We start from the raw sequence: 26,820 nt of genomic DNA on the forward strand, positions 1-26,820 counted from the left end.
AAAGTTTCTAGTTGTTGTTAAATTGGCTTTGTTGCATGGCTCTTATGTCATTCCCGCTTTCGCGGGAATGACATCGAGTAGAGACCTACGGCTGCTCGCAATGACGCCTCTAGCATCCATGCAGGCAAAGTTCATTAGTATATACTCCTGTGAAATGAAGAGTTATTATACGAAGTTCAACTTGGAAAAGAGCAAGGAGTCTGTAAGCCGAGGGGCGGAGCGTATACTTAATACGTGAGCATCCAAGGACGTACAAAGACGACGTAGCCAATTTTTCAAGTTGAACGAGTATACAAAACGATAATTTAAATTCAGGTTATTTGTGTTTAGTGGTTTACGAAAATTTGATAAAGATCTATATAATTATAAGGCTCCTAATTTTATACCTATAGCATGTCATTATAATGAAAATACTTTACTTACCAAAGACGGTAAATTACTACAAATTATTAAAATACACGGCATTACCTCAGAGAAAATAAGCGATAACATACAAAATTTACGTGAAATGGTTAGAGTTTCTATAACAAAGAATATAACCGATTATGATTTTGCTTTTTGGCTACATACAATACGAGAAAAACAAAACTTAGACGATTCAACTCCTTACAAAAAATTATTACCGGCAAATATTCATACCTTATGGCAAAGAAAAAACCATTGGAATAATAAATTCGTTAATACTTTATATATATCTATAGTACATGATTCTACTAAAGTTAACATCACAAATTTTAACTCTTTAATAAATTCTTTATCTCATAAATTAATTACTGATTTTGAAAATAACTACTTAGATTCAGCTTTTCAAAAATTAGACAATATCACTAATAATATTTTAAATGATTTAAACGAATTCAGTGCTGAAAAACTCGGTATAATATTTGAAAATGATAATGTTTTTTCTAATCCTTTATTTTTATATAATCGCATAGCTAACCTTAATAATAATGATTGTTTGATACCTATAATAGATTTATCCGATGCAATAGGTAGAAGTATTTATACAATTAGCAGCGATAAAATGGTAGTTACGGATCATGAGAAAAATAATAAATTCGTTTCTTTACTATCTATAAAAGAATATCATGAAACTCCTTCTAATACACTGGATAAATTTTTACAGTTACCGATTGAATTAATAATAACTGAAATATTTTACTTTGTTAGCAAAAAACAAGTAATATCCAAATTGCATGGTCAAGATTATATTCTAAAAATTACTAACGACTCAACTTTACTTAATCACAAAGGGATTAATAAGCTTGATGCAGCTAATTTAGATTTTCAATTTTGTAATCAGCAAATTTCAATTGCCGTTATAGAAGAAGATGAAAATAAACTAGATGCAGCCGTAGCTAAAGCATCAACCGAACTTTTTAAACTTGGTATTATTCATGTAAAAGAAGATATTAATATTGAGCAAATATTTTGGTCGCAATTACCTGCTAACTTTGCCTTTATACGTAGAATGTCGCCATTATCCGTAGAGCATATTGCTTCTCTTACCGCTCTTCATAATACTACACTCGGTAATCAATATAATCCTTGGGGTAAGGCTATAACTTTACTGCGAACCGAGAAAGGTACTCCATATTTCATGAATTTTCATGATAAAACGAATAAAGGCAATACTTGCATCTTTGGTACGGGGAAAACCGGCAAAACCGTATTATTGAACTTTTTAATATCAGAAGCGACTAAATACGATCCAACAATAATTTATATCTCTAATAATAATGATTCTAAAATTTTTATCGAGGCAATAGAAGGCAAATGGTTAGAACCGGACAAACAAATTATCAATCCATTTTTAGTAGATGATACAGAAAAATCACAAGCATTCATTTTAGAATTTTTAAAATTAATCAGTGGTCATTATATTTCACCTCTTAGCGAAATAGAGATATCCTTTCTAGAGAAATTAAAAAATAAAATTTTATCAATTGAAAAAGAAAAACGTATTTTTTCCGATATTTTAAAATTAGAAGATTTTAAGGAGGAAGGAGGAATACAAATACTTGATAAACTTAAAGTTTTTACCGAAGAACAATTATATTCCGGATTATTTGACGGATCGTCTCTTAACATTGAAGAAGGGAAAGTTATAGGGTTTAATTTATATAAACTTTCTGATGAGCCGTTTTCTAAACAATTTTACCCGACGGAGAGAAAATTTTTAGAACAATTTAATAATAATTTAAAGAAACACCAAAGTATTAGTGCAGCAGTAATTTATGCTTTTACTTATCATTTAAGTCTAGTTGGCACAAAACCTAAAATATTTGCTGCCGATAATTTTGATAAACTTTACAGACCTGAGATTTATTATGATAATATAAATTTAATCTATAATAATTTGTCTCAAAATAACGGTATTTTCGTCAGTAATTTCAATTTTATTTATCTTAAGTCATATCCAAAATATACTATAAAACCTTGGCTTGATTTAATTAATACTAAAATTATTCTACCATCTGACGTTAAAATAGAAGATTTAGATAAAATTTTAGGTTTAAGCAAACCGGAAATACGAAAATTATCACAGCTAATACTTTCTGCAAGAATGTTCTTAATTAGTAAGGATAATGAATCGATAGCTTCTGAATTAAGTATTGCCGCTTTAATAGGAGTTGTCCGTATTTTATCAAGCAGACAGGAGGAAATGGATATTTATAAAAAAATACTTGAACAACACCAAGGTCCTCCAGATAATTGGGTTAATTACCTATATAATGAGTTAAATACGGACTAATATTTCACTCTGTCATCCCGTGATTTATTATGGGATCCAAAAAAAATTAAAAAGGATTGGATTCCGCTACAAGCTCGTGGGATGACAATAATTTATTATGAACTATAAAAACAACGAGCATAAAGAATACTCAAAGTGTTAAAAAAATATTTACTATTTTTCTTATTTTCATTTTTCTCATTTAATGTATATGCATCTATTTGGGATGATATAGTCACTTGTCTTAGCGATCCATGTAATTGCGGTCAAAGTGAGAGAACGGAAATTTGGAATAAGGATGGAGGCATCAATGCAAAGCCAAGAGGACCTTTTAAACCAGGCACATTATGTCCTCCTTGGAATAAAAGCGACGGTCGTAATAATGATACTTGTTTATTAAAATTTGATTACCCAGGTACATTTATCGGTTTTTTACTCAATAGATGTGCAGAAGAAGCTCCTGATAGTAGTTACTTTACTCCAAAAATTCGTATTAGAATTCAAAGCTGTAATGCCATAGCTTGTTGGCACCAAAACTCTACTTTAAATTGGGATGGAGAATGTGTATTATGGCCTACAGGTTACGGTATACCTCTAACTAGAGTCTGTGCTAGAGTTGCCGTACCGGATATGCCTCCACCTCCCGGGATAAATGCCCCACCTTCCCCTGCAGATCCAGGTTATACCGATGGAGTACATCTCAATAAAGTCGGTTATACAGAAACTGATAATAAGATAATCGGTATAGACGGAAAAATAATTACTTTAAAACCTCCTAAACTTTGTGCTTATAGCGATCCTGGACTTGTTAACCTTGTTTCAGATTCTGGTGTACATCTTGATCCGATGGACTGGAATCCTAATCGTCAACCTCTTCATCACACTAACGAACTTAGCCCTATTGCAAAAGTATTAAAATTTTTAGTTGAAACGATAAAAGGAGTAAATTTACCAAGTTTATTAGGGCAACTTCTTGGTATGATAGATCAAAATTCAGAATTTATAAAAGTACTTCAATCAATACTTAATGCGATAGGAAAGATTTTTAATTTTTTTCCTGCTTTAATAATAAAAATTATTGAAGCACTTGGGTCATTAAACGGTGCTGTAGATAGCTATTCTTTTGGTTGTGTACAATTACCTTTAGGGCCTTTTCCACCACCATATTGTCCAAATTTAGATTATATTAGCACTAGTGCGAGTGCTCATAATGTATGTAGCATAAAAGATGCAAGCGGCCAGTTTGACCAATCTTCTACTAATCCGGCTTGTGTAGTGCCATCTAATATTAATGTTAAAAACAATATTGTTAATAATACCATACGTGTTAGCTTTAGCAATCTTGTTCCGCTTTGCACGAGTTCTCGCTCTGACCTCAAAACTTGTGTAGAACCACGTAATATAGATTTTTCTTCAGCAAAAATTACTCATACTAATACGGCTTTTAAAGATTTAATTAAATCGTGTAAGAATACTTCAGGCAACACTCCATGTATTAATACAGAAATTTCTACGCCATGTAGTGTTACGGCTAACGGTTGTAATGAGGGATTTAGAATAGTATATTCGCAGAAAATTGGAAATGTAGAAACACCCAGCGATTACTACATAAGCGATATACCGGACTGTCCAAGTTCTAATTCAACTACCTGTCAAAAAGTGTGGGGAGTTAATATCGGTGAATTTAAGGATGTAAGCGTAAAATTTCCTGAGGTACAAAAGCAAGATACAACTAGCTTAATGCCTATAAAGACAGATGTCATCTTAAAAGACAACAACGGTAAAGATAGAAAGCTTTATGTCTCTATTAGTAATACCGAAGACGATAAGCAAAATCCTAATAATATTTGCTTATTTGAGTCCGGTAATTTAATAGATTGTGTACCGCGAGTAAATCATTCTTACAGCTTAGCTGCTTATGAATGTGCAAAGCAATATGCCGGAATTACCTGTACTAATAATAGCAATCCCAACGATGCTTATTATAAACCGCAATTCATTGCGTCAGTACAAGTAAGAGAAGGCGACAATATCATAGATGAAACAAGCACTCTTGTAACGCCGTTAGCATACGCCGGACCTCCACCTCCCAACCCCACTGACACAGAAAGCATAGTAATGCTTGCCGGTTATAAGTATAGTTCTTCCGTTGCGTTTATACCTAAAGATCCAAAGGAAGATAAATATATTGCTATGCCGTTTTCAGGAGAGAATACTCTAAATCAGTTGACTATTCACGGTAAATATAAAGACGATAAAGCACCTTATGATAGTAATGGAAATCCTGACTCAAGTGCGGTATATTTAAAATATTTAGAATATATAAATGGTAAATATATCCAAGGTGGAACGCATGCCTGCTTGATGCCGAAAAATTTCCAACATTGTAACCCTATGCTGCGTCCTACTTTACCTGATGGATCACCTATGCCCGGTTACAATCATGACTCAACAAATTGTGTACTTGCTAAACTCAACAACAACGATACTATAAATTGCAAAGATTTTAAAAATAAATATAACGTTAAATATCCAAATCTTGGCTTATGTAAAAAAGATATAGATCTAACGCGCTGTACTCTAGAAGAAACAGTGTCAGGTCCAGGAAGAGGTATTACAATTTATACTTGCAATATAAATAAGATTCCGAGTAAATGCTATACCAATAACGATAAGGCTAATACTCCAATATGTGTTTTAAGTAGGGATTATACAGATAGAATCGAGCCGAAACCTAACATAGGACCAATATTAGTACCGGTAGATCCTTCAAAATATTATACAGTGACATATACAAAAGGAGATAACAATACTCCTCCTGAGCCGACATATAACGCTGAGACTGAGGATGTAAGAGATAAAACTTGGCAAGAGCTAAATCTTTGTGCTCCTATATTAGTACCTACTTGTGCTAAAATTCCTAGCACAGAGAAAGCTCCTTCCGGTAACAATCACGGTAATGCAGAATGGCCTGAAAGCGATATAGGAGAACTTGCAAAAGGAAAATGCCCGACGAATTGGATACCTATTGATCCTAATAAACCTTTAGAACGCCATTGTTTATCATATTTTGATAAAAAGGTTGTCGAGTTTGAACCTTTAGGCCACAATGTCGGCTGTAGAAAATTTAAAGGATTCCCCATAAAAGTTGGTTATAACGACTTTCCATCAGACCAATTACTTGAGACCCCTTATAATCCGGTAACTCAAATAGGTGACTATATCTTCAACAAAAAACCGGTACCACATGGGAGCATTATGGCATTTCCAAAGGATGGAGCACTTATAACTGCAACAAATAAACCGGACAATACAATATTGCATACTGTAGAATTCAAAGTAACTTTAGATGCAATAATGGACGATATTGAGTATTTTGAAGTAAAAGATTTATGGTATGATGATTGCACATTAATATATGTCAACGGCACAAAGTTACTTAGCTGCCCTACTAACATTGATTCTCTAGATGAGAAAAGGTACTGTAACAATGGAAATGACCAAGGTCAAGCATTACAAGCTAAAAATTTACCGATTGATATAAAGCGTTATTTAAAACAAGGAGAAAATACTATAAGATTCCAGCTAAGAGTTATGTTTGAGGGAGGACTATATTTCCACATGCAATATAAAATGAAGAGATAAATAAATGAGTTGGATTATTTTTTATACGGTAATCGCTGCTTTACTGATTCTCGATTTGGGAATAATACACAAAAAAAATACCATAATGAGCTTTAAAGAAAGCGTACTTTTTAGTCTTTTCTATCTTGTAATAGCTTGTTTATTCGGTATCTATGTTTACTATAATACGGGGGCAGATCATGCTCGTGAATATTATACTTGCTTTCTCATTGAGAAAGCTATGTCACTTGATAATATTTTTGTTATCTCTATTATTTTCCAATTTTTTAAAATTCCCCGGCAATATCAACATCGTGTTTTATTTTTCGGTATAATAGGCGTAATAATATTCAGAGCTGTAATGATTTACGGCGGTATTATTCTTATAAATAAATTTGCCTGGTTATTATATATTTTTGCCGTAATACTTATTGCTACAGGTATAAAAACTTTCTATGTATCACATAAAACTTTTGATATACAGAATTCTTATATTTACAAGTCAATAATAAAAAATCTAAATATTACCCCTAACCTTGAAGGGGATAAATTTGTTGTTAAACGTAATAACAAACTATATTGCACCCCCCTTTTTATATCTCTAGTACTGATAGAAGCAATAGATTTAGTCTTTGCTATAGATAGTATACCGGCAATATTCGCAATTACTAATGATGTTTATATAATTTATACTTCAAATATTTTTGCTATTTTAGGGCTTAGAGCGTTATTCTTTTGTTTAGCAGAAATTGTAGAACGTTTCAGTTATATAAAATATTCTTTGGCTTTAATTTTAATATTTATCAGCTTTAAAATATTTATTCATCATTATATAGCGATTCCGGAATATGTTGCGTTCACTGTAACTATTACTTTATTACTATTTGGTATAATTGCTTCCATAATTAGGAAAAATATGATTGACCATTAATGAAGGGGGTATATAATATTTTTTTATTTTTTAAGCAATTATAATGACTAAATTACTAAAATTATTTTTTATTACTATCATCATTTTTAATAACATTGCTTTCGCAAAAGAAACAGGATTCTATATAGGAGTAGAAGGCGGAATAATTGAACCGGTCGTTAGTAAATTCCGACATAAACACTCGAATACCGAAATAATTTTAAAAAAATCAAGTATGTATAGTGGAAAAATAGGATATATAATATATCCACAGATAGCTATTGAATTCTCAACAACTTATCAACCTAAATATAGTCTGCATTACGTATTACCTCAGCAAAATTTAAGTAATGGTCTCACTATTCCTAAAACCCCAGGTAATACTACCGTATTATCAAATCTATATATGCTAAATCTTATTTATGATTTAGAAAAAATAAAAACTTTCACACCTTTTGTAATACTTGGAGGTGGAATAGCACAAGTAAAAGTTAAGCCTACCTCTTCTAGGTGGAGTGTTATAAATAGCGATTATTTTAAAGTAAGAAAAACTCATAAAAATTGTGTTGCTTGGCAAGCAGGTCTTGGAATTGCACAAGATGTAACTTCAAATTTAAGTATTGATGCAACTGCAAAATTACAAACGGCATATAGAGTAAGAATTAATTATGATACGCTTGATATGAAAACGGGGCAATTCGTGCCAACAAATCCTATCAAAAAAACTATAACCGTTGGAGAATTTGGCATAGGATTTACTTATAGATTGCCATTTTAATAATTCTGTGAAATATTTATATGAAAGCTACAATGTCATCATCCCACGGGATGACACGAATAATTCAACTATATAAGGGAAAAATATGTCTCCAAAAGCTACTAACTCTTCTTCTACCCCTAACGGTCATGATAAGATGGCAAAAAAAACACATTCCGCACAATCCGTTGTTAACGGTGCGGTTTCAGATCATAACACTTATGATGAAATACCGTATGAAAGCTACCCATATGCTCTTACAAATCCTTATCACTTAAGTACACTTGCAACTCTTTTCGGTGTAAATGCTCCTGAAGTCGAGAATGCAAAAATATTAGAGCTTGGTTGTGCAGCAGGCGGTAATTTAATACCACATGCAGTTCTTTATCCAAAAGCTTATTTTGTTGGGATTGATTTGTCTAAGGTACAAATTGACGAAGCAAATAAAAATGTTAAAGCACTAGGATTAAAAAATATAGAGTTCCATCATTGTTCGATAACTGATATTAACGATTCTTTCGGTAAGTTTGATTATATAATTTGCCATGGCGTAATTTCTTGGGTACCAAAAACCGTTAGAGATAAAATTTTTGAAGTTTGTAATAAAAATCTTAGTCCAAACGGAATAGCATATATTAGCTATAATACCCTCCCTGGCTGGAATATGGTCCGTACTATTAGAGATATGATGATGTATCATTCTAGCTCATTTGCAAATGTACGGGATAGAATAGCTCAATCTAGATTGTTACTAGAATTTGTTAAGGATAGCTTAGAAAACTCTAAAACTCCTTATGCAGAAACATTAAAAACCGAAGCAGGGCTACTTGCTAAACAAACCGATCATTATTTACGTCATGATCATCTAGAAGAAGAAAATGCTCAATTCTACTTCCATGAATTTATGAATGAAGCAAGAAAGCACAATTTACAATATTTAGCCGATTGTAATCTTTCGACTATGTATCTCGGTAATATGCCGCCGAAAGTAGTAGAGCAGTTAAAAGCGGTAAACGATATAGTTAGAACCGAACAATATATGGATTTCATTACGAATCGTCGTTTTAGAACCACTTTACTATGTCATAGTGATGTGAAAATTAATAGAAATATTAACAATGATGATATAACGAAATTTAATATAATCTTTAATATAGTGCCTGAAAAACCACTCAAAGAAGTAGATCTTAATAATGCTTCCGAAAATTTAAAATTCTTCTTAAACGGCAATCAAGACTCTAACTTAACAACTAGTTCGCCTTATATGAAAGCTATTTTATACACTTTCAGCGAAAATCTAAATAATCCGTTAAGCTTTGAGAAAATAACCACTGAAGCTAATAAAAAGCTACATAATACTAAATTAAACGAAATCAAAGCTGAGCTTTTAAATAATGCAATGAAGCTAGTACTACAAGGTTATATTAGTATTACAAATCAGAAGCATCGAAATAACCCTGAGCTTGATAAGCCTAAAACAACAAAAATGGTGATACATCAAGCAACCCATACACCTTCTATGTGGGTTACAAATTTACAACATGAACCGATCGGCGTTAATTTCTTTGAGAAGTTTGCACTTAGATATATGGATGGTAAACATGATAAAAAAGCAATCATTGAGGCTGTCCTTGGTCATGTAGAAAAAGGCGAGCTAACTTTAAGTAAAGAAGGTCAAAAAGTAGAAAACAAGGAAGAAATACGCAAAGAACTAGAAAGCTTATTTATTCCGATGATCAAGAAATTTTCTTCTAATGCTTTGTTGGTGTAGCTAATTTGCACTCTGTCATACCGTGGTCTTGCCACGGTATCCATATACTAAACAAAAATTATTTATTGATTCTCCTACGCCAATGGCGTATAATTATTATGAGTAAAAAACTGATTTTAGTTGTTGAGCTTCCAGAGTTTCAAAAATTCGCTAAGAATAATTTAAATGAAAAAGAATGCTTTGAAATAATACATTACATTGCTGCTAATCCTGACCAAGGTGATATAATAAAAGGCACTGGAGGTATAAGAAGAAAGTTACGATTTACTTTAAGTAGTAATAATAAAGATAAAAGTGGCAGTATAAGAATAATTTATTTTTACTACAATGAAAATATGCCGGTATTTTTAATAACCGGTTTTATAAAAAGTAAGATGGAAAATATTAATCATAATAGTTGTAATGAATTAAAAAAACTAACTGAAGAATTGGAAAATTATATGTCGGACCAGGCAAAAATAAATAATAAAAATACTACTCAAACCGACAAAAGTATATTAATTGGAATGCAAGAGGCTGTTTTATACACTAAAGGAAAATTAAAAGCAAATAAACATGATATAAAATTATCTAATATAGACGTGCATGAAGCAAGAGATAAGTTAAAATTAACACAACAACAATTTGCTACAACATTTGGAGTGAGTGTTGCAACTTTAAGAAACTGGGAACAAGGCAGAAGATTACCTACCGGAGCTGCAAAATTACTTCTTAAGATTATTGAGAAAGAACCTAATGTTGTGAAACGAGTTTTACGAGGATAAAATAGAGATAAGACACAACCTATATAAACACCATGCCTATATTTTTTTATTTATTTGCAACATTAATAACTATCAGTAGCGTATGCGTTGTCTTAAGCAAAAATTCCGTATATTCGGTATTATGGTTAATTTTTGCATTTATCAACGGTGCAGGGCTTATGATTTTGCTTGGAGCAGAATTTTTAGCTATGATGCTGATAGTAATTTATGTTGGAGCTGTAGCAGTATTATTCTTATTTGTGATAATGATGCTAGATATGCATTTTAATAAGAAAATAACGCAGCTAAAAGCAAATCTAGCTTTAAGTATTTTTATAGCTTTGATTATGTTTGCCGATTTAGTAATAATTATTTTACTTGGTACTAAAAATATTAATTTCAACTCCAATGTATCGTTTACCATAACAAATAATATCTCAAATACTAAAGCAATAGGAGGCGTACTCTACACAGACTTTATGCTACCGTTTCAAATGGCGGGCCTTATATTATTTGTCGCTATGATTGCATGTATTACGTTAACACTAAAGAAGCGTGAGGGAGTAAAACGTCAAGATATATCAAAACAACTACGTCACAATAAAGAAAATACCGTATTAATGACAAAGCCTATTCTAAATAAAGGTGTTGAGAATATTAAATATGAATGAATATATTTCGCTTAATCATTATTTAATCTTAAGCAGCTTAGTTTTTACTATCGGAATGTTTGGATTATTTATGCATCGCAAAAATATTATCAATATATTAATGTCTATTGAGTTAATGCTGCTTGCAGTTAACATAAATTTTGTTGCATTTTCCGTATATATGCAAGAATTATCGGGACAAATTTTTAGTATTATACTCTTAACCGTAGCAGCTGCCGAAACCTCAATCGGACTTGCAATATTACTAATATATTTCCGTAATAAAGGCTCCATTGAAATTACTGACATTAATCAGATGTGGGGATAATGATGTATCAAAATATTTGCATAATGATCATCATGTTACCGCTTGCATCTAGCATAATAAACGGGTTATTCGTAAGGGTAATAGACAAAAAATTAGCGCAAGTAATTGCAACCGGCTTTTTATCTTTATCTGCCTTATTCTCATTAATAATATTTTGCGATGCAGGCTTAGACGGGAATATAATCCATATTAAATTATTACCATGGATTGAGGTTGGAAATTTTAAAGTAAATTGGTCGATTTATATCGATCAGCTAACTAGCATAATGTTTATAGCCGTAACATGGGTGTCAAGCATCGTGCATATCTACTCGCTTGGCTATATGGCCAAAGATAAGGGGATTATACGCTTCTTGTCTTTTCTTTCTTTATTCACTTTTTTTATGTTAATACTAGTATCTAGCGATAATTTCTTACAGTTATTTTTCGGTTGGGAGGGCGTCGGCGTTTGCTCATATTTACTAATAGGTTTTTGGTATTCAAAAGAATCAGCCAATAAAGCAGCGATTAAAGCTTTTATAATAAATAGAGCCAGCGATTTTGCTTTTATCTTAGGCGTAATGACGATTATTGTTTATTGTGGCTCAGCAAATTACAAAGATGTATTGTCATCTGCAGAATTATTATCTAATATAAAAATATTTGTACATTTTTCTATTCTAGACATTATTTGTTTATTATTATTCATCGGTTGTATGGGTAAATCTGCACAGATCGGTTTACATGTATGGCTTCCTGATGCGATGGAAGGACCGACTCCGGTATCTGCACTTATTCATGCAGCAACCATGGTAACGGCAGGAGTATTCTTAGTAGCACGCTGCTCGTATTTATTTGAATATAGCCCTTTAATTCTACAATTTATTACGATTATCGGCGGTGTTACTTGTCTTTTTGCTGCAAGCATTGCTATTATGCACAGCGATATCAAGAAGATTATTGCTTACTCAACTTGCAGTCAGCTTGGTTATATGTTCATGGCGTGCGGAGTATCTGCCTATAATAGCGGAATATTTCACTTAGTAACTCATGCCTTTTTTAAGGCCTTATTATTCTTATCAGCCGGCAGCGTAATACATGCCGTTCACGAGCAGGATATTTTTAAAATGGGTGATTTAAGAAATAAAATGCCGGTAACTTATGGCAACTTCTTAATCGGCTCACTTGCACTAATAGGGATTTATCCTTTGGCAGGATTTTACTCTAAAGACTCGATTTTAGAAGCGGCTTATAGTAGCGGCTCGTTTATGTTTATTTTTGGAATAGCAGCAGCAATACTTACCGCTATTTATTCAATGAAGATTATTATGTTGGTATTTCATGGCAAAACTAAGCTAGAAAAAGATGTTTTTGAGCATGCTCACGAACCGGCTAAAGTAATGAATAATCCACTTATATTACTTGTCGCCGGAAGCTTTTTTAGTGGTATGATCGGCTATTATTTACTTGCTATGGACAAACCAAACGGTTATTTCCATGCAAGCCTATTTAATTTACATATTTATAAATTACTAATTAGCCACCCGCCTTTATATATTAAGCTACTACCTATGGCAGTCGGTATAGTGGGAATTGTTACTGGGATTTACTTATATAAGTCAAGTACTGTTATGTCATTCCCGCAAAAGCGGGAATCCAGTAAAAATATTAAAAACGCCTGGATCCTACGGTCAAGCCGCGGGATGACACCCCTTGTATTAATTTCCAACATATTACGCAATAAATATTACTTCGATGAAATATATAATTGCTTAATTGTGAAACCTATTAACTGTTTAGCTTCTTTATTTTATCTTGGCGATCAGCAAATAATCGATCGTTTTGGACCAAACGGTTTTTCACGAGTCGTTAATTGCTTTAGCGTTCTTACCGGCAAAATACAAACAGGATATGTTTTTAATTATGCTTTGTATATAGTATCATTTATTGTTGTAACAATTAGTTATTTTGTTTGGAAAAACATAATGTACTGATGTTATTTGCGTTAAAAACTAAAACCGTCATTGCGAGCGAACGTAAAGAGCGTGGCAATCTCATAAAATAATAACAAATTCCTGAGATTGCTTTGTCAATTACTGCGTAATTTGCTTCGCCATGACGGAAAAAAACTCATAAAATCTTAAAGAATGTTAGAATTACCTATTATATCTATCAGTATTTTTCTGCCACTAATAAGCGTGCTATATATTTTGCTGTTTATTAGTCAAAGTAAAAAAGCAGATAAACCGATATATGTAATGTATGTTGCAGTGCTTAGTTCTGTTTTAACATTCATCTCAACTATCTATATTTTAATAGAGTTTGACTCCTCAAACCCCGCTTATCAATTCGTTGAACGCTACGCTTGGCTTGATAAGATCGGGCTTGAATTCCATGTAGGCGTTGACGGTATATCAATATTTTTTGTGGTTCTAACTTCTTTTCTTACTCTTATTTGTATAATTGGAAGCTTATTTACCGTTAAAAAATATATTAAAGAATATTTGGTATGTTTCTTATTAATGGAATCTTTTTGTATAGGGGCATTTACCTCGGTAAATTTACTATTATTTTATCTGTTTTTTGAAGCAATATTAGTGCCGATGTATATTATTATCGGCGTATGGGGTGGCAAGAATAGAATATATGCGGCTCTTAAATTCTTCTTATACACGTTCTTTGGTTCTGTATTTTTCCTACTTTCATTAATTTATATTTATAGCAAAATGCATAGCTTTGATTTAACCTATATCTTTCAGCTTACCGATAATATTCCATTATTTGCTCAGCAAATTTTATGGTGGGCTATCTTTATTGCTTTTGCCGTTAAAATCCCTATTATTCCTTTTCATACTTGGCTACCAGATGCACACGTACAAGCTCCAACCAGCGGCTCGGTTATTCTTGCCGGTATTTTGCTAAAACTCGGCGGTTACGGTTTTTTAAGAGTATTACTACCTCTATGTCCGAGTGTATCACAAGAATTTGCAATTTACGTAATTTACCTTAGCATTATTGCTATAATATATGCATCACTCGTTGCGCTTGCTCAAAAAGATATGAAGAAGATGATAGCATATTCATCTATTGCACATATGGGATATGTTACGATAGGTATTTTTAGCTTTACTAAAGCCGGAGTTAGCGGAGCAATATTTCAGATGCTTAGCCACGGTGTGATTTCTTCATGTCTATTCTTAATAGTCGGTACTTTGTACGAAAGATTACATACAAAAGAAATAGCTAAATATGGTGGTGTAGCAAGTAAAATGCCGGTGCTTGCCGCATTTTTTATGATTGCAATGCTCGGCTCTGTCGGGTTACCCGGAACTAGTGGATTTATTGGAGAATTTTTAAGCCTGCTTGGGATTTATAAGGTAAATGTAGTAGCAACCTTTATAGCAGCTCTCGGCATAATCTTCGGGGCGGTTTATATGCTGAAATTATACAAAGAAGTAATGCTCGGTGAAATTACCAATAAAGAAATTATGCATTTCAGAGATTTATATAAATACGAAATAATCTCAATAGCTCCTTTAATATTATTAATTATTTACTTTGGTCTAATGCCGAGTTCTATTTTAAATGTATTTAGCTTATCGGTGGGAAATTTGCTGGTAAAATTTTAATTGCTTACAAAAAATATAAATGCTACTTTAATTATAGAACTTAAAAGTGAGATTTATATAAAAAATAGCAAAAGAACCTAAAAAATAAACCATGAATTAAACAACGCAACTAAAAAACTAGGTCAAGAAGCTAATAAGGTAACAGGCATAGATATAAGTCATGTGGTAAATCCTGATGCATCAGATCATAAAGAAGCTTGAAGAGATGCTCGTGAGAAACTTGGAATTGGTCATAATAATCAACAAGATAATACAGAATTAACGGACCACACCAGAAGAGCATCATGAAAATTAAATTTATTAAAAAGCAACAGATGTAATACCGTGGCTTGACCACGATATCTAGTAAAATTATTAGTATTTTGAATTGCTTTTATATGGATACCGTGGTCAAGCTACGGTATAACAAGGACATGCTATCACTTCATCAATTACAATTTAAAAACTTATTTGATCTAAATATTACTTTTCTTCCTTCTTCTATAACATATATAAAAGGAGCTAACGGTTGTGGGAAAAGCTCGTTGCTACGAATGATAGCAGGAATTATGCAACCGAGTAGCGGTCATATCTACTATAGAAACTGTAATATTAACAATATCGCTAAACTTTACTGCACTTATATCGGTCATAATTTAGGTCTAAAATCAGAAATGACTGTTTTTGAGAATCTAAAATTTTGGTCAGAAATTTATAATTCCGCTGCAACCCTATATGCTGCTATTCATTACTTCAAATTACACGACTTATTAGATAAAAAATGCTATAGTTTGTCTAGCGGAATGCAGAAAATCGTAGCCATAGCAAGGCTTATTGCTTGCCAATCTGACCTATGGCTACTTGATGAAGTTGAAACTAACTTAAGCAAAGAAAATAGGGCTTTACTCAATAATCTAATTGTCATGAAAGCAAATAGCGGCGGTATTGTTCTTCTATCCTCTCATCTAGAAAGCTCTATAAAATCTGCACAGATATTACGGCTTGATTAATTATTATTGTTTTGCGTATTTTTATAAATCTCCCAATGTACAATAAAAAATATAAGGCTAACTATAATCCAAATTGAACAATTAATTATTGTACTTACAGCATGTGTTTTAGTAACTTTATATATTATTCTTATAACTATTGTCTTCTAGCTCTTTTGGAGGCTTTTAATTGTTCATATAAATCCTTATCATATGATTTTAGCTTTAAATATTGCTCATTAGTACTATATATTTTATGAGTTCCTCTTATTCCAGTAGGAATATAGTTTTTTAGTTTTTATAATTAAGAGAATAAACGTCAAAAAAAAGAAAAGCAATAATTAAATTACAAAGGTTTATGAAATCTCGAATGCAAGGTTCGAATTTTCATGATATATTTTTTTAATTTAACTTTTTTGAAATGAACCTATTAACAGAATCACAATAGCATAATATACGTATATATTCCGAATAAATGAAGAGTAATTAAACGAGTATATTACCTATACTCGTAATCTTTGCGTAGTTTACTAGCGAGTGCCTGTTCCCATCTATCGCCATTTTGCAGTAATCTTTCCTTATCGTAAATAAGTGCGGTATGAGTTAGACTTGCAAACTCAAAATTAGGACCTTCAACTATTGCATCTACAGGGCAAGCTTCCTGACATAATCCGCAATAAATGCATTTTGTCATATCTATATCATAACGAGTAGTACGCCTGCTGCCGTCTTCTCGTTCGTCCGCTTCAATTACTATCGCTTGTGCCGGACAAATCGCCTCACAGAGTTTGCACGCAATGCAGCGTTCTTCACCATTTTCATAGCGACGCAGGGCATGTTCACCCTTAAATCTTGGACTAATAGGGCTTTTTTCATAAGGATAATTTATGGTAACTTTGGGCTTAAAGAAATACTTTAAAGTCAAAGCCATCCCCCTTACTATCTCATATAGAAAAAACGATTTTAAATAGTGTATCATAAAAATTATATATTAAAGATCGATGTATTTCTGCGGGGCATCACCCGCATGAATACCGAGTTGTCATTGCGAGCAGCCGTAGGCTGCGTGGCAATCTCATCAAATACCCTGAGATTGCTTTGTCAATTACTTCGTAATTTCCTCGCAATGACGGGTAAACCGATCAAGCAACAATGATAATAACACCTAAATACTCGGTAAATTATCTGTATAAACAAGCACACTTGATACTAACACTACCCAAAATAAAGTTAGAGGTAAAAATACTTTCCAGCCAAGTCGCATTAATTGATCATAGCGATATCTTGGTAAGGTCGCTCTAATCCATAAAAAACAAAACAATAAGAATCCGACCTTAAATACAAACCAAAAGAACCCCGGAATACAATCTAACCACGATATATTAAAGGGCGGCAAGTAACCTCCTAAAAAGAAAGTCGTAGTCATTGCACTAACTAATATCATATTAGCATATTCACCTAGAAAAAATAAAGCAAATCCCATAGAGGAATATTCAACATTATAGCCAGCAACTAACTCCGATTCTGCTTCAGGTAAATCAAAAGGTAATCTATTTGTTTCGGCAAGCACCGAGATAAAAAACACGACACCCATAGGTAGTAGCATTAAATCAATCCACCACGGCATTGTTCTTTGTACTTCAATGATCTCACTTAAATTGAGAGTGCCTGTAGTAAGTAGCACGGTAATAATAACCAGCCCCATCGACACTTCATAAGAAATCATTTGGGCAGAGGAACGTATAGCTCCTAAAAAAGCATATTTTGAGTTACTAGCCCAGCCAGCAATAATAATGCCGTAAACACTTAAAGAAGAAATAGCAAGAATATATAAAACACCTACATTAATATCTGCCAGAACTACGCCCTTTGCAAAGGGTATAACTGCCCAGCCGATTAAACTTAATATAAAAGTTATCATCGGTGCTAAAATAAATAATATTTTATCGGAATTGGTTGGAATGATCGGCTCTTTGAATAAGAGCTTAACCGCATCGGCAATAGGCTGAAGTAATCCAAACGGACCGACAACGTTAGGTCCTCGTCGAAGCTGCATTAATCCAATAACACGACGCTCTGCATATGTTAAATACGCAACGCACAATATTAAAGGGATAGTAATTGCAACTACCTTTAGAGCGATGATAATTAACGGAAAAATATATTCAAAAAAGAGTTCTAGCATGGTTGTACTCTTATTATATCATTCCCGCAAAAGTGAGAATCCAGAAAATAATTTACAAAAAAAGAGCTGGACTCCCGCTTTTGCAGGAATGACATACGGGGTGAGAATAGCATATTTTTCATCATGCCACCTCCTCGTCTCTTGCTTCCTTAGCCTCAATGCACTTAGCCATAGTGACCGAATTTTTACTAATCACGTCAGTCATATAATAATTAATAGGTTCTGCAGTTATAGGCTCTTTTGATAACTTATCTTTAGAGCTAAACTTACTAAATTTATTTTCTATAATTCTATCAATACTAGCAAATACCTTATATTCTTTAGCAAGTCTTACTCTTACTTCTTGCAAATTATCCATTCCGATATCTATTTTTAGATAACCGGCAAGCTCTTTAATAATTTCTATATCTTCTTTAGCTACCCCTACAGGCGATACTGCTTTTTCTGCTATTTGCGGTCTACCTTCTAAATTTACGTAAATTCCGCTCTGCTCGGTATAAGCAGCCGCAGGTAAAATTACATCAGCACTGCTAGCACCTGCGTCCCCGTGATGTCCTTGATATATTATAAAAGTCGATTTCAGCTTATCAAATGGGATGGCGTCCGTTCCAAGTAAATAAGCGAGTTCCAACTCTTCGAGCTTAATAGGAGTATTAAAACCAATATCAAGACCACCAACTATAGAAGCGTGATTATGCAATATATTAAAACCTTTCCAATCATCACGCATAATATTATATTCAGTCACTATCTTATGAATAAGCGACAATATAGCATATCCGTCATCTCTTGCATATACACCGTCACCTACTATAATCATCAGATATTTTGCTGCTTTTAAGGCTTTCGTAAACTCATGAGTACCAATGGCTAGCTCCTCAATAATCTTAATATCACTTCCTAAATCCTGAATTTTATAGGTTTGGTTATGCCCCCCACCTATTCTTGCTACTTTTAGTGAGTCGGCACGTACTCGCATACCTATTCTACTATTTAATACTGGAGCTATTTGCCTTGGATTTGCTCCGATTAGCAGACATAAATCAGCCTTTTCTATCCCTGCAATAGTAGTATTAAATAAATAATTACCTCGCTGCATGGCATCTAGTTTATAGTCAAACTGATTAACGCTGTAATTATTAGAGCCAAGCTTTTGCAATAATGTTTTTAACATAAACATTGCTTCAACAGAAGAGAGAGAACCAGCAATAGCAGCAATCTTTTCTGGTTTTACGGATTTTATTTTATCCGTTACTGTCTTTAAAGCTTCACTCCAGCTAGCTTCTACTAACTTACCGTTTTTTCTGATATAAGGACGATCCAAGCGCTGATATTTTAAACCGTCATAACTAAAACGATTCTTATCCGAAAGCCACTCTTCATTTATTTCTTCATTAACACGAGGTAATATCCTCATTACCTCATCACCTCTACTATCAATACGAATATTAGAGCCTTCGGCATCATGCACTCCAATGCTAACGGTATGTTTTAGCTCCCATTTACGAGCTTTAAAAGCATAAGGCTTAGAGTTCAAAGCACCGACGGGACAAATATCGATCATATTACCGGAAATTTCGGAATCTAAAGTTTGCTCTAAATATGAAGTTACTTCAATGTGTTCTCCACGGTAAATAGCTCCTATTTCCTCTATTCCCGCTATATCGCTCGCAAATCTAATACATCTTGTGCATTGTATACACCTAGTCATCGCTGTTTTAATCAACGGTCCCATATATTTATCTTTAATAGATCTCTTATTTTCGTGGAATCTATTAGTACCTTTGCCGTATCTGAAAGCCTGATCCTGTAAATTACACTCTCCGCCCTGATCACAAATAGGACAATCTAAAGGATGGTTAATCAGTAAAAACTCCATCACCCCTTCACGTGCTTTTTTTACCATCGGCGTATCGGTATGAATAACCATACCGTTACTTACCGGCATAGCACAAGAAGCTATAGGCTTTGGTGATTTTTCCATTTCAACCAAACACATACGACAATTACCAGCAATTTTTAGACGCTCATGATAACAAAAATGAGGGATTTCTTTTCCTGCTTGTGTACAGGCTTGATAAACGGTGCTACCTTCTGATACTTCTATTTCAGAACCGTCTACGTTCAGCTTTATCATTTTTATTTTATCCAATAAGTCATAGGGTTTGGGTATGCTTTGTCTTCTATCATATATTTAAAACCGATGGCAACACGAAGTATATACCAAACAGCGAATATAACGTATAGTACTACTCCAATCATGATAAACGTAAATATAAAACATACAATCCACCCAAGAACCCCAAGGCAAAAAGTACGAAATAAAAACACGTAATGACTAATTGCAAAGTTATCGCCTTTATCTTTGTTAAGATATGCAAAAAATACCCCGATTAACGGCAATATCGGAGCTACGATCCCGCATAAATATAATATATATACCACTATTAAATTTTTCTTACCACTCTCGGTATATTCTTTAAGATGCTTGTCCATATTTTTACCTCTTTATGTCGTTCCCATGTGGCGTTGTTGCATGGCTATCTGAGCTGTCATTACGAGCAGCCGTAGGCTGCGTGGCAATCTCATAAAATAATAACAAACTCCCAAGATTACGTACGTACAATTGCTACGCAATTGCCTCGCAATGACGATACCAGCAAACTACCCCTTCAAACTCTCTACCACAAAATGCATAATACTGCCGTGCTTTATATAATTTATCTCATTATCCGTAAATATTTGCAATATTAAATCGATTGTTCTTATTGCACCGGTTTGTTTTTTTATCACGCATTTAACAGGATGATAAGAGCTTATATTCTCGCTTAAGCCTGTAATGTCAATAGTTTCTGAACCGTCTAACTTTAAATCTAATCTTGTATTATTGCCGGTAAAAGTTAGCGGTAAAATACCCATACCTACTAAATTTGAGCGATGTATTCGCTCAAAGCTCTCGGCAATCACTGCCTTTACACCAAGCAACCCAGGTCCTTTTGCTGCCCAGTCTCTAGATGAGCCGCTGCCATATTCTTTACCTGCAAAAATCACTACCGATACATCATGAGCTTTGTAGTCCATAGCTGCATCGTAGATAGTTTGCTGCGTGCCATTTAACTGGTTTATGGTAAACCCGCCTTCTACACCTTTACACATCTCATTTTTTATACGAATATTAGCAAATGTGCCACGCATCATTACTTCATGATTTCCTCTACGTGATCCGTAAGAGTTGAAATCTAGAGGCTCTATATGATGGTCCGTTAAATATTTAGCAGCAGGGCTGGTTTTACTAATACTACCTGCCGGCGAAATATGATCGGTAGTAATAGAATCACCGAAAATTGCTAGAATTTTTGCAGATTTTATATCTTGTATATTATTCTTGCTACCTATATCCTTAAAATAAGGCGGATTATTAATATAGGTACTATTCTTATTCCAGTTATAAGTAGAACTATTAGTAACCTGTAAATCTTTCCACTCTTTCGTTCCGCTAAATATATCAGAATATTTTTCTATAAACATATAGGAATTAATTGAATTTGCAATAACTTCATCTATCTCTTCTTTGCTTGGCCAAAGATCTTTTAAATAAATATTTTCTCCTATGGGCATATTTGTTAGATCTATATTAAGAGTGCCGCTAAGTGCATATGCTACGACTAAAATAGGCGAGCCGAGATAGCTTGCTTTAGTAAGCAGATTAATGCGCCCTTCAAAATTCCTATTACCAGATAAAACAGAAGCAACAACTAGCCCATTTTTGTTAATAGTTTCCTCTATTTCTGGATTTAGAGGTCCGGAATTACCGATGCAAGTAGTGCAGCCGTAACCTACTAGATTAAACCCTAATTCATCTAAATATTTATCAAGACCACTAAGCTTCAAATATTCCGTTACGACTTTTGAACCAGGAGCAAGAGAAGTTTTAACCCAAGGTTTTACCTTTAACCCGTGTTCTAGTGCTTTTTTAGCAAGAAGTGCTGCACCAATCATAACCGAAGGATTAGAAGTATTAGTACAGCTAGTAATTGCTGCAATTACCACATCGCCGTTACCAATTTCGTAATTCTGATTTGCTACGGCATATTTTTTATCAATGTCTTTATTGTCTAAAGCAAAATTCGGTAATTCATATTTAAAATTACTTGCTACATCATTTAAGTTTACTCGATCTTGCGGACGTTTTGGACCGGCAAGTGAACTATGTACCATAGATAAATCTAGCTCTAAAACCTCAGTATATTCTACCGCATGTTCAAAATCATACCAAAGATTCTGCTCGGTTGCGTATTGCTCTACTAATCTGATTTGCGTTTTTTCTCTACCTGTTAGCTCTAGATATTTTATAGTTTCTTGATCAATCGGGAAAAAACCGCAAGTAGCACCGTATTCAGGCGACATATTAGAAATAGTAGCACGATCGGCAATCTTTAGGTTTTTAAGACCCTCACCGAAAAACTCGACAAATTTACCTACTACTTTCTTTTTCCGCAACATCTCGGTAACGGTTAAAACTAAATCGGTTGCGGTAGCTATACTTGTTAATTTTCCTGTTAGTTTTACCCCAATTACCTCCGGCAGAATCATAGTAAGAGGTTGACCTAACATGGCAGCTTCTGCCTCTATTCCGCCGACTCCCCAACCAAGCACCGATAAACCGTTTACCATAGTTGTATGGCTATCCGTTCCAACTAAACTATCAGGATAAAGGGTGCCGTCTTTATGCCACACGACTTTTGCTAAATATTCTAAATTTACCTGATGACAAATACCCGTACCCGGCGGCACTACTTTAAAATTATTAAATGCTTGCTGCCCCCATTTAAGAAATGCATAACGCTCTATATTACGTTTCATTTCCATGTGAACATTTTTATTGAATGAATCCTTAGCTGCATAAGAATCAACGCTTACGGAATGGTCTATTACCAAATCAACAGGAATAAGCGGGTTAATTTTTAACGGATCACCTCCTATTTTCTTCATCGCATCACGCATAGCCGCCAAATCTACAATAGCAGGCACACCGGTAAAGTCCTGCATCAAAACTCTTGCCGGCATAAAATCTATTTCCGCATCAGATTTTTTAGTTTTTAGCCATTCTTTAAATACAAGTAAGCTTTGCTTTGAACCATTAGAACGTAATACATTCTCAAATAATACTCTTAAACTATATGGAAGCTTTTTTAAGGGAAGATCTATATCGCTTGCCGCTTTATTTATATCGTAAATTTTGTATGAAGTATTATCGACTGATAACTCTTGTATATATTCTGAATTATGTACTTTTGACATTTGTTTCTCACTTGATTATGTGGAATAAACATCGTCATTGCGAGCAGCCGTAGAACTGCATGGCAATCTCAGGAAGTTTGACAAGATTGCCGCGTCGCTTCTCGCTCCTCGCAATGACGGAAAAAAGCCTTGTAATGACATTAAAATAACCTTATCCCAAAACGTAGATTTTTCAAACAAATTAATGTTGATCTGATAAAGTTTTTTGAAGATCGAGAAGCTTAGTTGCTATTTCCGCTTCACTGAAATTCGTAACGTTAATAGCCGTTTCCGTAGCTATATTAATATAATTTGCCGTTACTTCGGTTACACCGCTGGAAATAAGATAAGTGTTTTCGGATTTATGCATATCATCTATATAAACTTGCACTAAACCGGCTTTTAAACTAACAATCATCGGAACGTGACTCGGCAGCACTCCAAACATACCCTCCTCACCCGACATTGTTACCATTTTAGCTTGCTTTTCCAATGCAATACTTAAAGGAGTAATTATTTTGACTAGAATTGTTGCGTTCATAGAATAATATAGTAAAATTACTACGTCATTCCCGCCTACGCGGGAATGACATCAACGTCACTTCAACGTCTGCGCCTTCTCTATAGCCTCGTCTATAGTTCCGACCATATAAAAAGCAGCTTCCGGTAAATCATCGTATTTACCCTCTACAAGTCCTTTAAAACCTGCAATAGTATCGGCTAGATTAACAAATTTGCCTGCAGCTCCGGTAAATACTTCAGCGACATGGAAAGGCTGCGATAAGAAACGCTGTATTTTTCTAGCACGTGCCACGGTTAGTTTATCTTCTTCGGATAGCTCATCCATACCTAAAATAGTGATAATATCCTGCAACGATTTATAAGTTTGTAAAACCTGCTGCACTTGTCTTGCTACACTATAATGTTCTTCACCGACAATCATCGGATCAAGTACCTGCGAATTACTATCTAACGGATCAACCGCCGGATAAATCCCAAACTCAGCTATCTGACGGCTAAGTACCGTTGTAGCATCTAAATGTGCAAAAGAAGTAGCAGGAGCAGGATCAGTTAAATCATCCGCCGGTACATATATAGCCTGCACGGAAGTTATTGAGCCATACTTAGTAGAGGTGATACGCTCTTGTAGCTCACCCATATCGGTTGCAAGAGTAGGCTGATACCCTACCGCTGACGGAATCCTACCGAGTAACGCTGATACTTCAGAACCTGCTTGAGTAAAACGGAAAATATTATCTACAAAAAACAAAACATCTTGCCCTTCATTCATATCTCTAAAACTCTCTGCAATGGTCAGACCACTTAACGCAACTCTTGCCCTTGCTCCCGGCGGCTCGTTCATTTGTCCATAAACTAAAGCTACTTTTGACTTTTCAGGCTCTGCAAGGTTAATAACACCCGAGTCAATCATTTCATGGTAAAGATCATTACCTTCTCTAGTTCTCTCACCAACTCCTGCAAATACCGTATAACCGCCGTGTGCTTTAGCTACGTTATTAATAAGCTCCATTATAAGCACGGTTTTACCGACTCCTGCACCACCGAATAGTCCTATTTTACCGCCTTTAGTATAAGGAGCAAGTAAATCAATAACTTTAATACCAGTTACTAATATATTACGCTCGGTTGACTGATTGGTAAAATCAGGAGCAGGCTTATATATAGAAGAAATATTTGAGCTTTTAATGTCTCCTTTACCGTCAATCGGCTCACCTACAACATTCATAATACGCCCAAGCGTCTCAGTACCTACAGGAATACGAATAGGACTACCTGTATCTATTACTTCTACGCCCCGCACTAACCCTTCCATAGAATCCATAGCAATACAACGCACTGTATCATCACCTATATGTTGTGCTACTTCCAGGACTATCCTGTGTTTATCGTTATAACACTCTAGAGCATTTAAAATTTCCGGTAACTCACCGTTATTCGTAAATTTTACATCCACCACCGCTGAAATAATCTGAGTAATTTTTCCAATATTTTTTGTCATGATTTTTTCTTTTGTTAAAAAATATAATACAAATAAAATGAAGAACAGATAGACGCAGTTTAATGTGGAAAAGAGCAAGGCGTTTCATATTTTTTGACAGCGTATATACTAGTACGTGAGGATCAAAAAATATGAAACAACGACGCCAATTTTTCAAATTAAACGAGTATATCTAAACCGCTTCTGAACCGGCTATAATCTCTATTAATTCCGTAGTAATAATAGCCTGTCTTGATCTATTTAGCTTTAAAACTAACTTGCTTATTAAATCATTAGCATTATTTGTTGCATTTTCCATAGCGGTCATTCTAGCTCCCTCCTCACTTGCTCTACTTTGTAGTAAAGCATAATTTATTTGGGAATTCACATATAAATTAATTAGATTAGAAATGAGACTTGCTCCCTCATATTCATAATTATAGTCAATTGATTTGGACTCGCCTACTATGTCACTCGTCGCTCTCCTATTATTTATAGGCTTCACTCCTCGTTCCTTGTATCCGAATCCGACTAAATTAACTATAGGATTATCTATCATAGAATCATCCTGATATTTTGCTACTGGTAAAATCTGTTGTCTAGTCATAATTTGAGTCATTGCGTTCTTAAATTTATTAAAATATATAACACAATTACTAATTTCTAGATTTTCTACTGCCGACATAATTTTTTGTTTTACTTGTAGCATCAGATTTTCATCATGAATTTTGGGTAACTCAAAATAACTATCAATATAATTTACATATTGCCTTTTTAGTGCTTCGTAACCTTTTTTTCCAATAATGATAAGTTTTATTTGTTCGCCTTTATTTTCTAACTCTTTAATATCATTCTTAACTTGCTTAATTATACTGTAATTAAACGTTCCGCATAAACCACGCTGTGATGTCATAACTATCAATAAATTTGCTTTATTCGGCACGGTATTAAAAAATTTCTGCTCTTCTATAGATAACTCATACATATCAATTGATAATATAGCAGACATCATTTTACTAACAGCCTCAATATAAAAATTTGAATTGGCTATTTGACTCTTTATTTTTGCCATTTTAGAAGCTGATACTAGTTGCATTGCTTTAGTAATCTTTTGTGTAGATTTAACGCTTTTAATTCTAGTTCTTAACTGCTTTAAATTTGACATATTTATTTAGTATTTTTATGTCATTGCGAGGAACGAAGCTTTGTTGCAATCTCGTCAAATATCCTGAGATTACCACGCTCCTTTCAGTCACTCGCAAT

General features: G+C 33.9%; 20 protein-coding genes. 12 read left to right on the forward strand and 8 right to left on the reverse strand.

The genetic code is table 11. The features are described 5' to 3' along the window. Positions 1–22: 22 nt before the first annotated feature. The 12 genes from RAF_RS10665 (at position 23) to ccmA (ending at position 16,114) form a co-directional block, all read left to right on the forward strand. Entirely contained in the window at positions 23–238 is a 216-nt protein-coding gene (locus tag RAF_RS10665; protein ID WP_083762129.1) for a palindromic element RPE5 domain-containing protein, read from the forward strand. Between the two features lie 84 nt (positions 239–322). Beyond that, positions 323–2,755 carry a VirB4 family type IV secretion/conjugal transfer ATPase gene (locus tag RAF_RS06165; protein ID WP_012720032.1) on the forward strand — a complete coding sequence of 811 codons (2,433 nt, stop codon included), beginning with the start codon at positions 323–325 and terminating at the stop codon, positions 2,753–2,755. A 135-nt stretch (positions 2,756–2,890) separates the two neighbouring features. After that, positions 2,891–6,379, forward strand: coding sequence for a hypothetical protein (locus RAF_RS06170; protein WP_012720033.1), 3,489 nt, complete (start codon positions 2,891–2,893; stop codon positions 6,377–6,379). Between the two features lie 4 nt (positions 6,380–6,383). Beyond that, a complete protein-coding gene (locus RAF_RS06175) occupies positions 6,384–7,289 on the forward strand; it encodes a TerC/Alx family metal homeostasis membrane protein (RefSeq protein WP_012720034.1) in 906 nt (301 codons plus the stop codon). Between the two features lie 43 nt (positions 7,290–7,332). Beyond that, positions 7,333–8,046: an outer membrane protein gene (locus RAF_RS06180; protein ID WP_012720035.1), complete on the forward strand. Its 714-nt coding sequence runs from the start codon at positions 7,333–7,335 to the stop codon at positions 8,044–8,046. Between the two features lie 85 nt (positions 8,047–8,131). After that, positions 8,132–9,796, forward strand: coding sequence for a methyltransferase regulatory domain-containing protein (locus RAF_RS06185; RefSeq protein WP_012720036.1), 1,665 nt, complete (start codon positions 8,132–8,134; stop codon positions 9,794–9,796). Positions 9,797–9,894: 98 nt separating this feature from the next. Then, positions 9,895–10,560 (forward strand): helix-turn-helix domain-containing protein, encoded by a 666-nt coding sequence (locus tag RAF_RS10160; protein WP_083762130.1) that lies wholly within the window; start codon positions 9,895–9,897, stop codon positions 10,558–10,560. Between the two features lie 32 nt (positions 10,561–10,592). Then, the gene (locus tag RAF_RS06200; RefSeq protein WP_012720038.1) at positions 10,593–11,210 is read left to right on the forward strand and encodes an NADH-quinone oxidoreductase subunit J; all 618 of its coding nucleotides are present in this window, start codon (positions 10,593–10,595) and stop codon (positions 11,208–11,210) included. Continuing rightward, on the forward strand, positions 11,203–11,517 hold the full coding sequence (gene nuoK / locus RAF_RS06205) for an NADH-quinone oxidoreductase subunit NuoK (RefSeq protein WP_041471958.1): 315 nt from the start codon (positions 11,203–11,205) through the stop codon (positions 11,515–11,517). Before RAF_RS06200 ends, nuoK begins: the two co-directional genes overlap by 8 nt. After that, positions 11,517–13,490 (forward strand): NADH-quinone oxidoreductase subunit L, encoded by a 1,974-nt coding sequence (gene nuoL / locus RAF_RS06210; protein WP_041471959.1) that lies wholly within the window; start codon positions 11,517–11,519, stop codon positions 13,488–13,490. The genes nuoK and nuoL overlap by 1 nt, the downstream gene beginning before the upstream one ends. A gap of 153 nt (positions 13,491–13,643) precedes the next feature. After that, positions 13,644–15,125 (forward strand): NADH-quinone oxidoreductase subunit M, encoded by a 1,482-nt coding sequence (locus RAF_RS06215; RefSeq protein WP_012720041.1) that lies wholly within the window; start codon positions 13,644–13,646, stop codon positions 15,123–15,125. A gap of 413 nt (positions 15,126–15,538) precedes the next feature. Then, a complete protein-coding gene (gene ccmA / locus RAF_RS06220; RefSeq protein ID WP_016770480.1) occupies positions 15,539–16,114 on the forward strand; it encodes a heme ABC exporter ATP-binding protein CcmA in 576 nt (191 codons plus the stop codon). A gap of 478 nt (positions 16,115–16,592) precedes the next feature. On the opposite strand, the gene nuoI is transcribed toward ccmA, so the two are convergent. The 8 genes from nuoI to atpG form a co-directional block, all read right to left on the reverse strand. Then, positions 16,593–17,072 (reverse strand): NADH-quinone oxidoreductase subunit NuoI, encoded by a 480-nt coding sequence (gene nuoI, locus RAF_RS06225; protein WP_012720043.1) that lies wholly within the window; start codon positions 17,070–17,072, stop codon positions 16,593–16,595. A gap of 186 nt (positions 17,073–17,258) precedes the next feature. Continuing rightward, positions 17,259–18,278, reverse strand: a complete 1,020-nt coding sequence (nuoH, locus tag RAF_RS06230) for an NADH-quinone oxidoreductase subunit NuoH (RefSeq protein WP_012720044.1) — start codon at positions 18,276–18,278, stop codon at positions 17,259–17,261. Positions 18,279–18,399: 121 nt separating this feature from the next. After that, positions 18,400–20,415 (reverse strand): NADH-quinone oxidoreductase subunit NuoG, encoded by a 2,016-nt coding sequence (nuoG, locus tag RAF_RS06235; protein WP_012720045.1) that lies wholly within the window; start codon positions 20,413–20,415, stop codon positions 18,400–18,402. A gap of 2 nt (positions 20,416–20,417) precedes the next feature. Then, positions 20,418–20,774, reverse strand: a complete 357-nt coding sequence (locus tag RAF_RS06240) for a DUF4870 family protein (protein WP_012720046.1) — start codon at positions 20,772–20,774, stop codon at positions 20,418–20,420. A 168-nt stretch (positions 20,775–20,942) separates the two neighbouring features. Further along, positions 20,943–23,579 (reverse strand): aconitate hydratase AcnA, encoded by a 2,637-nt coding sequence (gene acnA, locus RAF_RS06245; RefSeq protein WP_012720047.1) that lies wholly within the window; start codon positions 23,577–23,579, stop codon positions 20,943–20,945. 181 nt (positions 23,580–23,760) lie between these two features. Next, positions 23,761–24,099 (reverse strand): F0F1 ATP synthase subunit epsilon, encoded by a 339-nt coding sequence (locus RAF_RS06250; protein ID WP_012720048.1) that lies wholly within the window; start codon positions 24,097–24,099, stop codon positions 23,761–23,763. A 57-nt stretch (positions 24,100–24,156) separates the two neighbouring features. After that, the gene (gene atpD, locus RAF_RS06255; protein WP_012720049.1) at positions 24,157–25,578 is read right to left on the reverse strand and encodes a F0F1 ATP synthase subunit beta; all 1,422 of its coding nucleotides are present in this window, start codon (positions 25,576–25,578) and stop codon (positions 24,157–24,159) included. A 172-nt stretch (positions 25,579–25,750) separates the two neighbouring features. Continuing rightward, positions 25,751–26,722 carry an ATP synthase F1 subunit gamma gene (gene atpG, locus RAF_RS06260; protein WP_012720050.1) on the reverse strand — a complete coding sequence of 324 codons (972 nt, stop codon included), beginning with the start codon at positions 26,720–26,722 and terminating at the stop codon, positions 25,751–25,753. Positions 26,723–26,820: the final 98 nt, after the last annotated feature.

Origin of the sequence: Rickettsia africae ESF-5, assembly GCF_000023005.1 — a bacterium.
Classification (GTDB): domain Bacteria; phylum Pseudomonadota; class Alphaproteobacteria; order Rickettsiales; family Rickettsiaceae; genus Rickettsia; species Rickettsia rickettsii.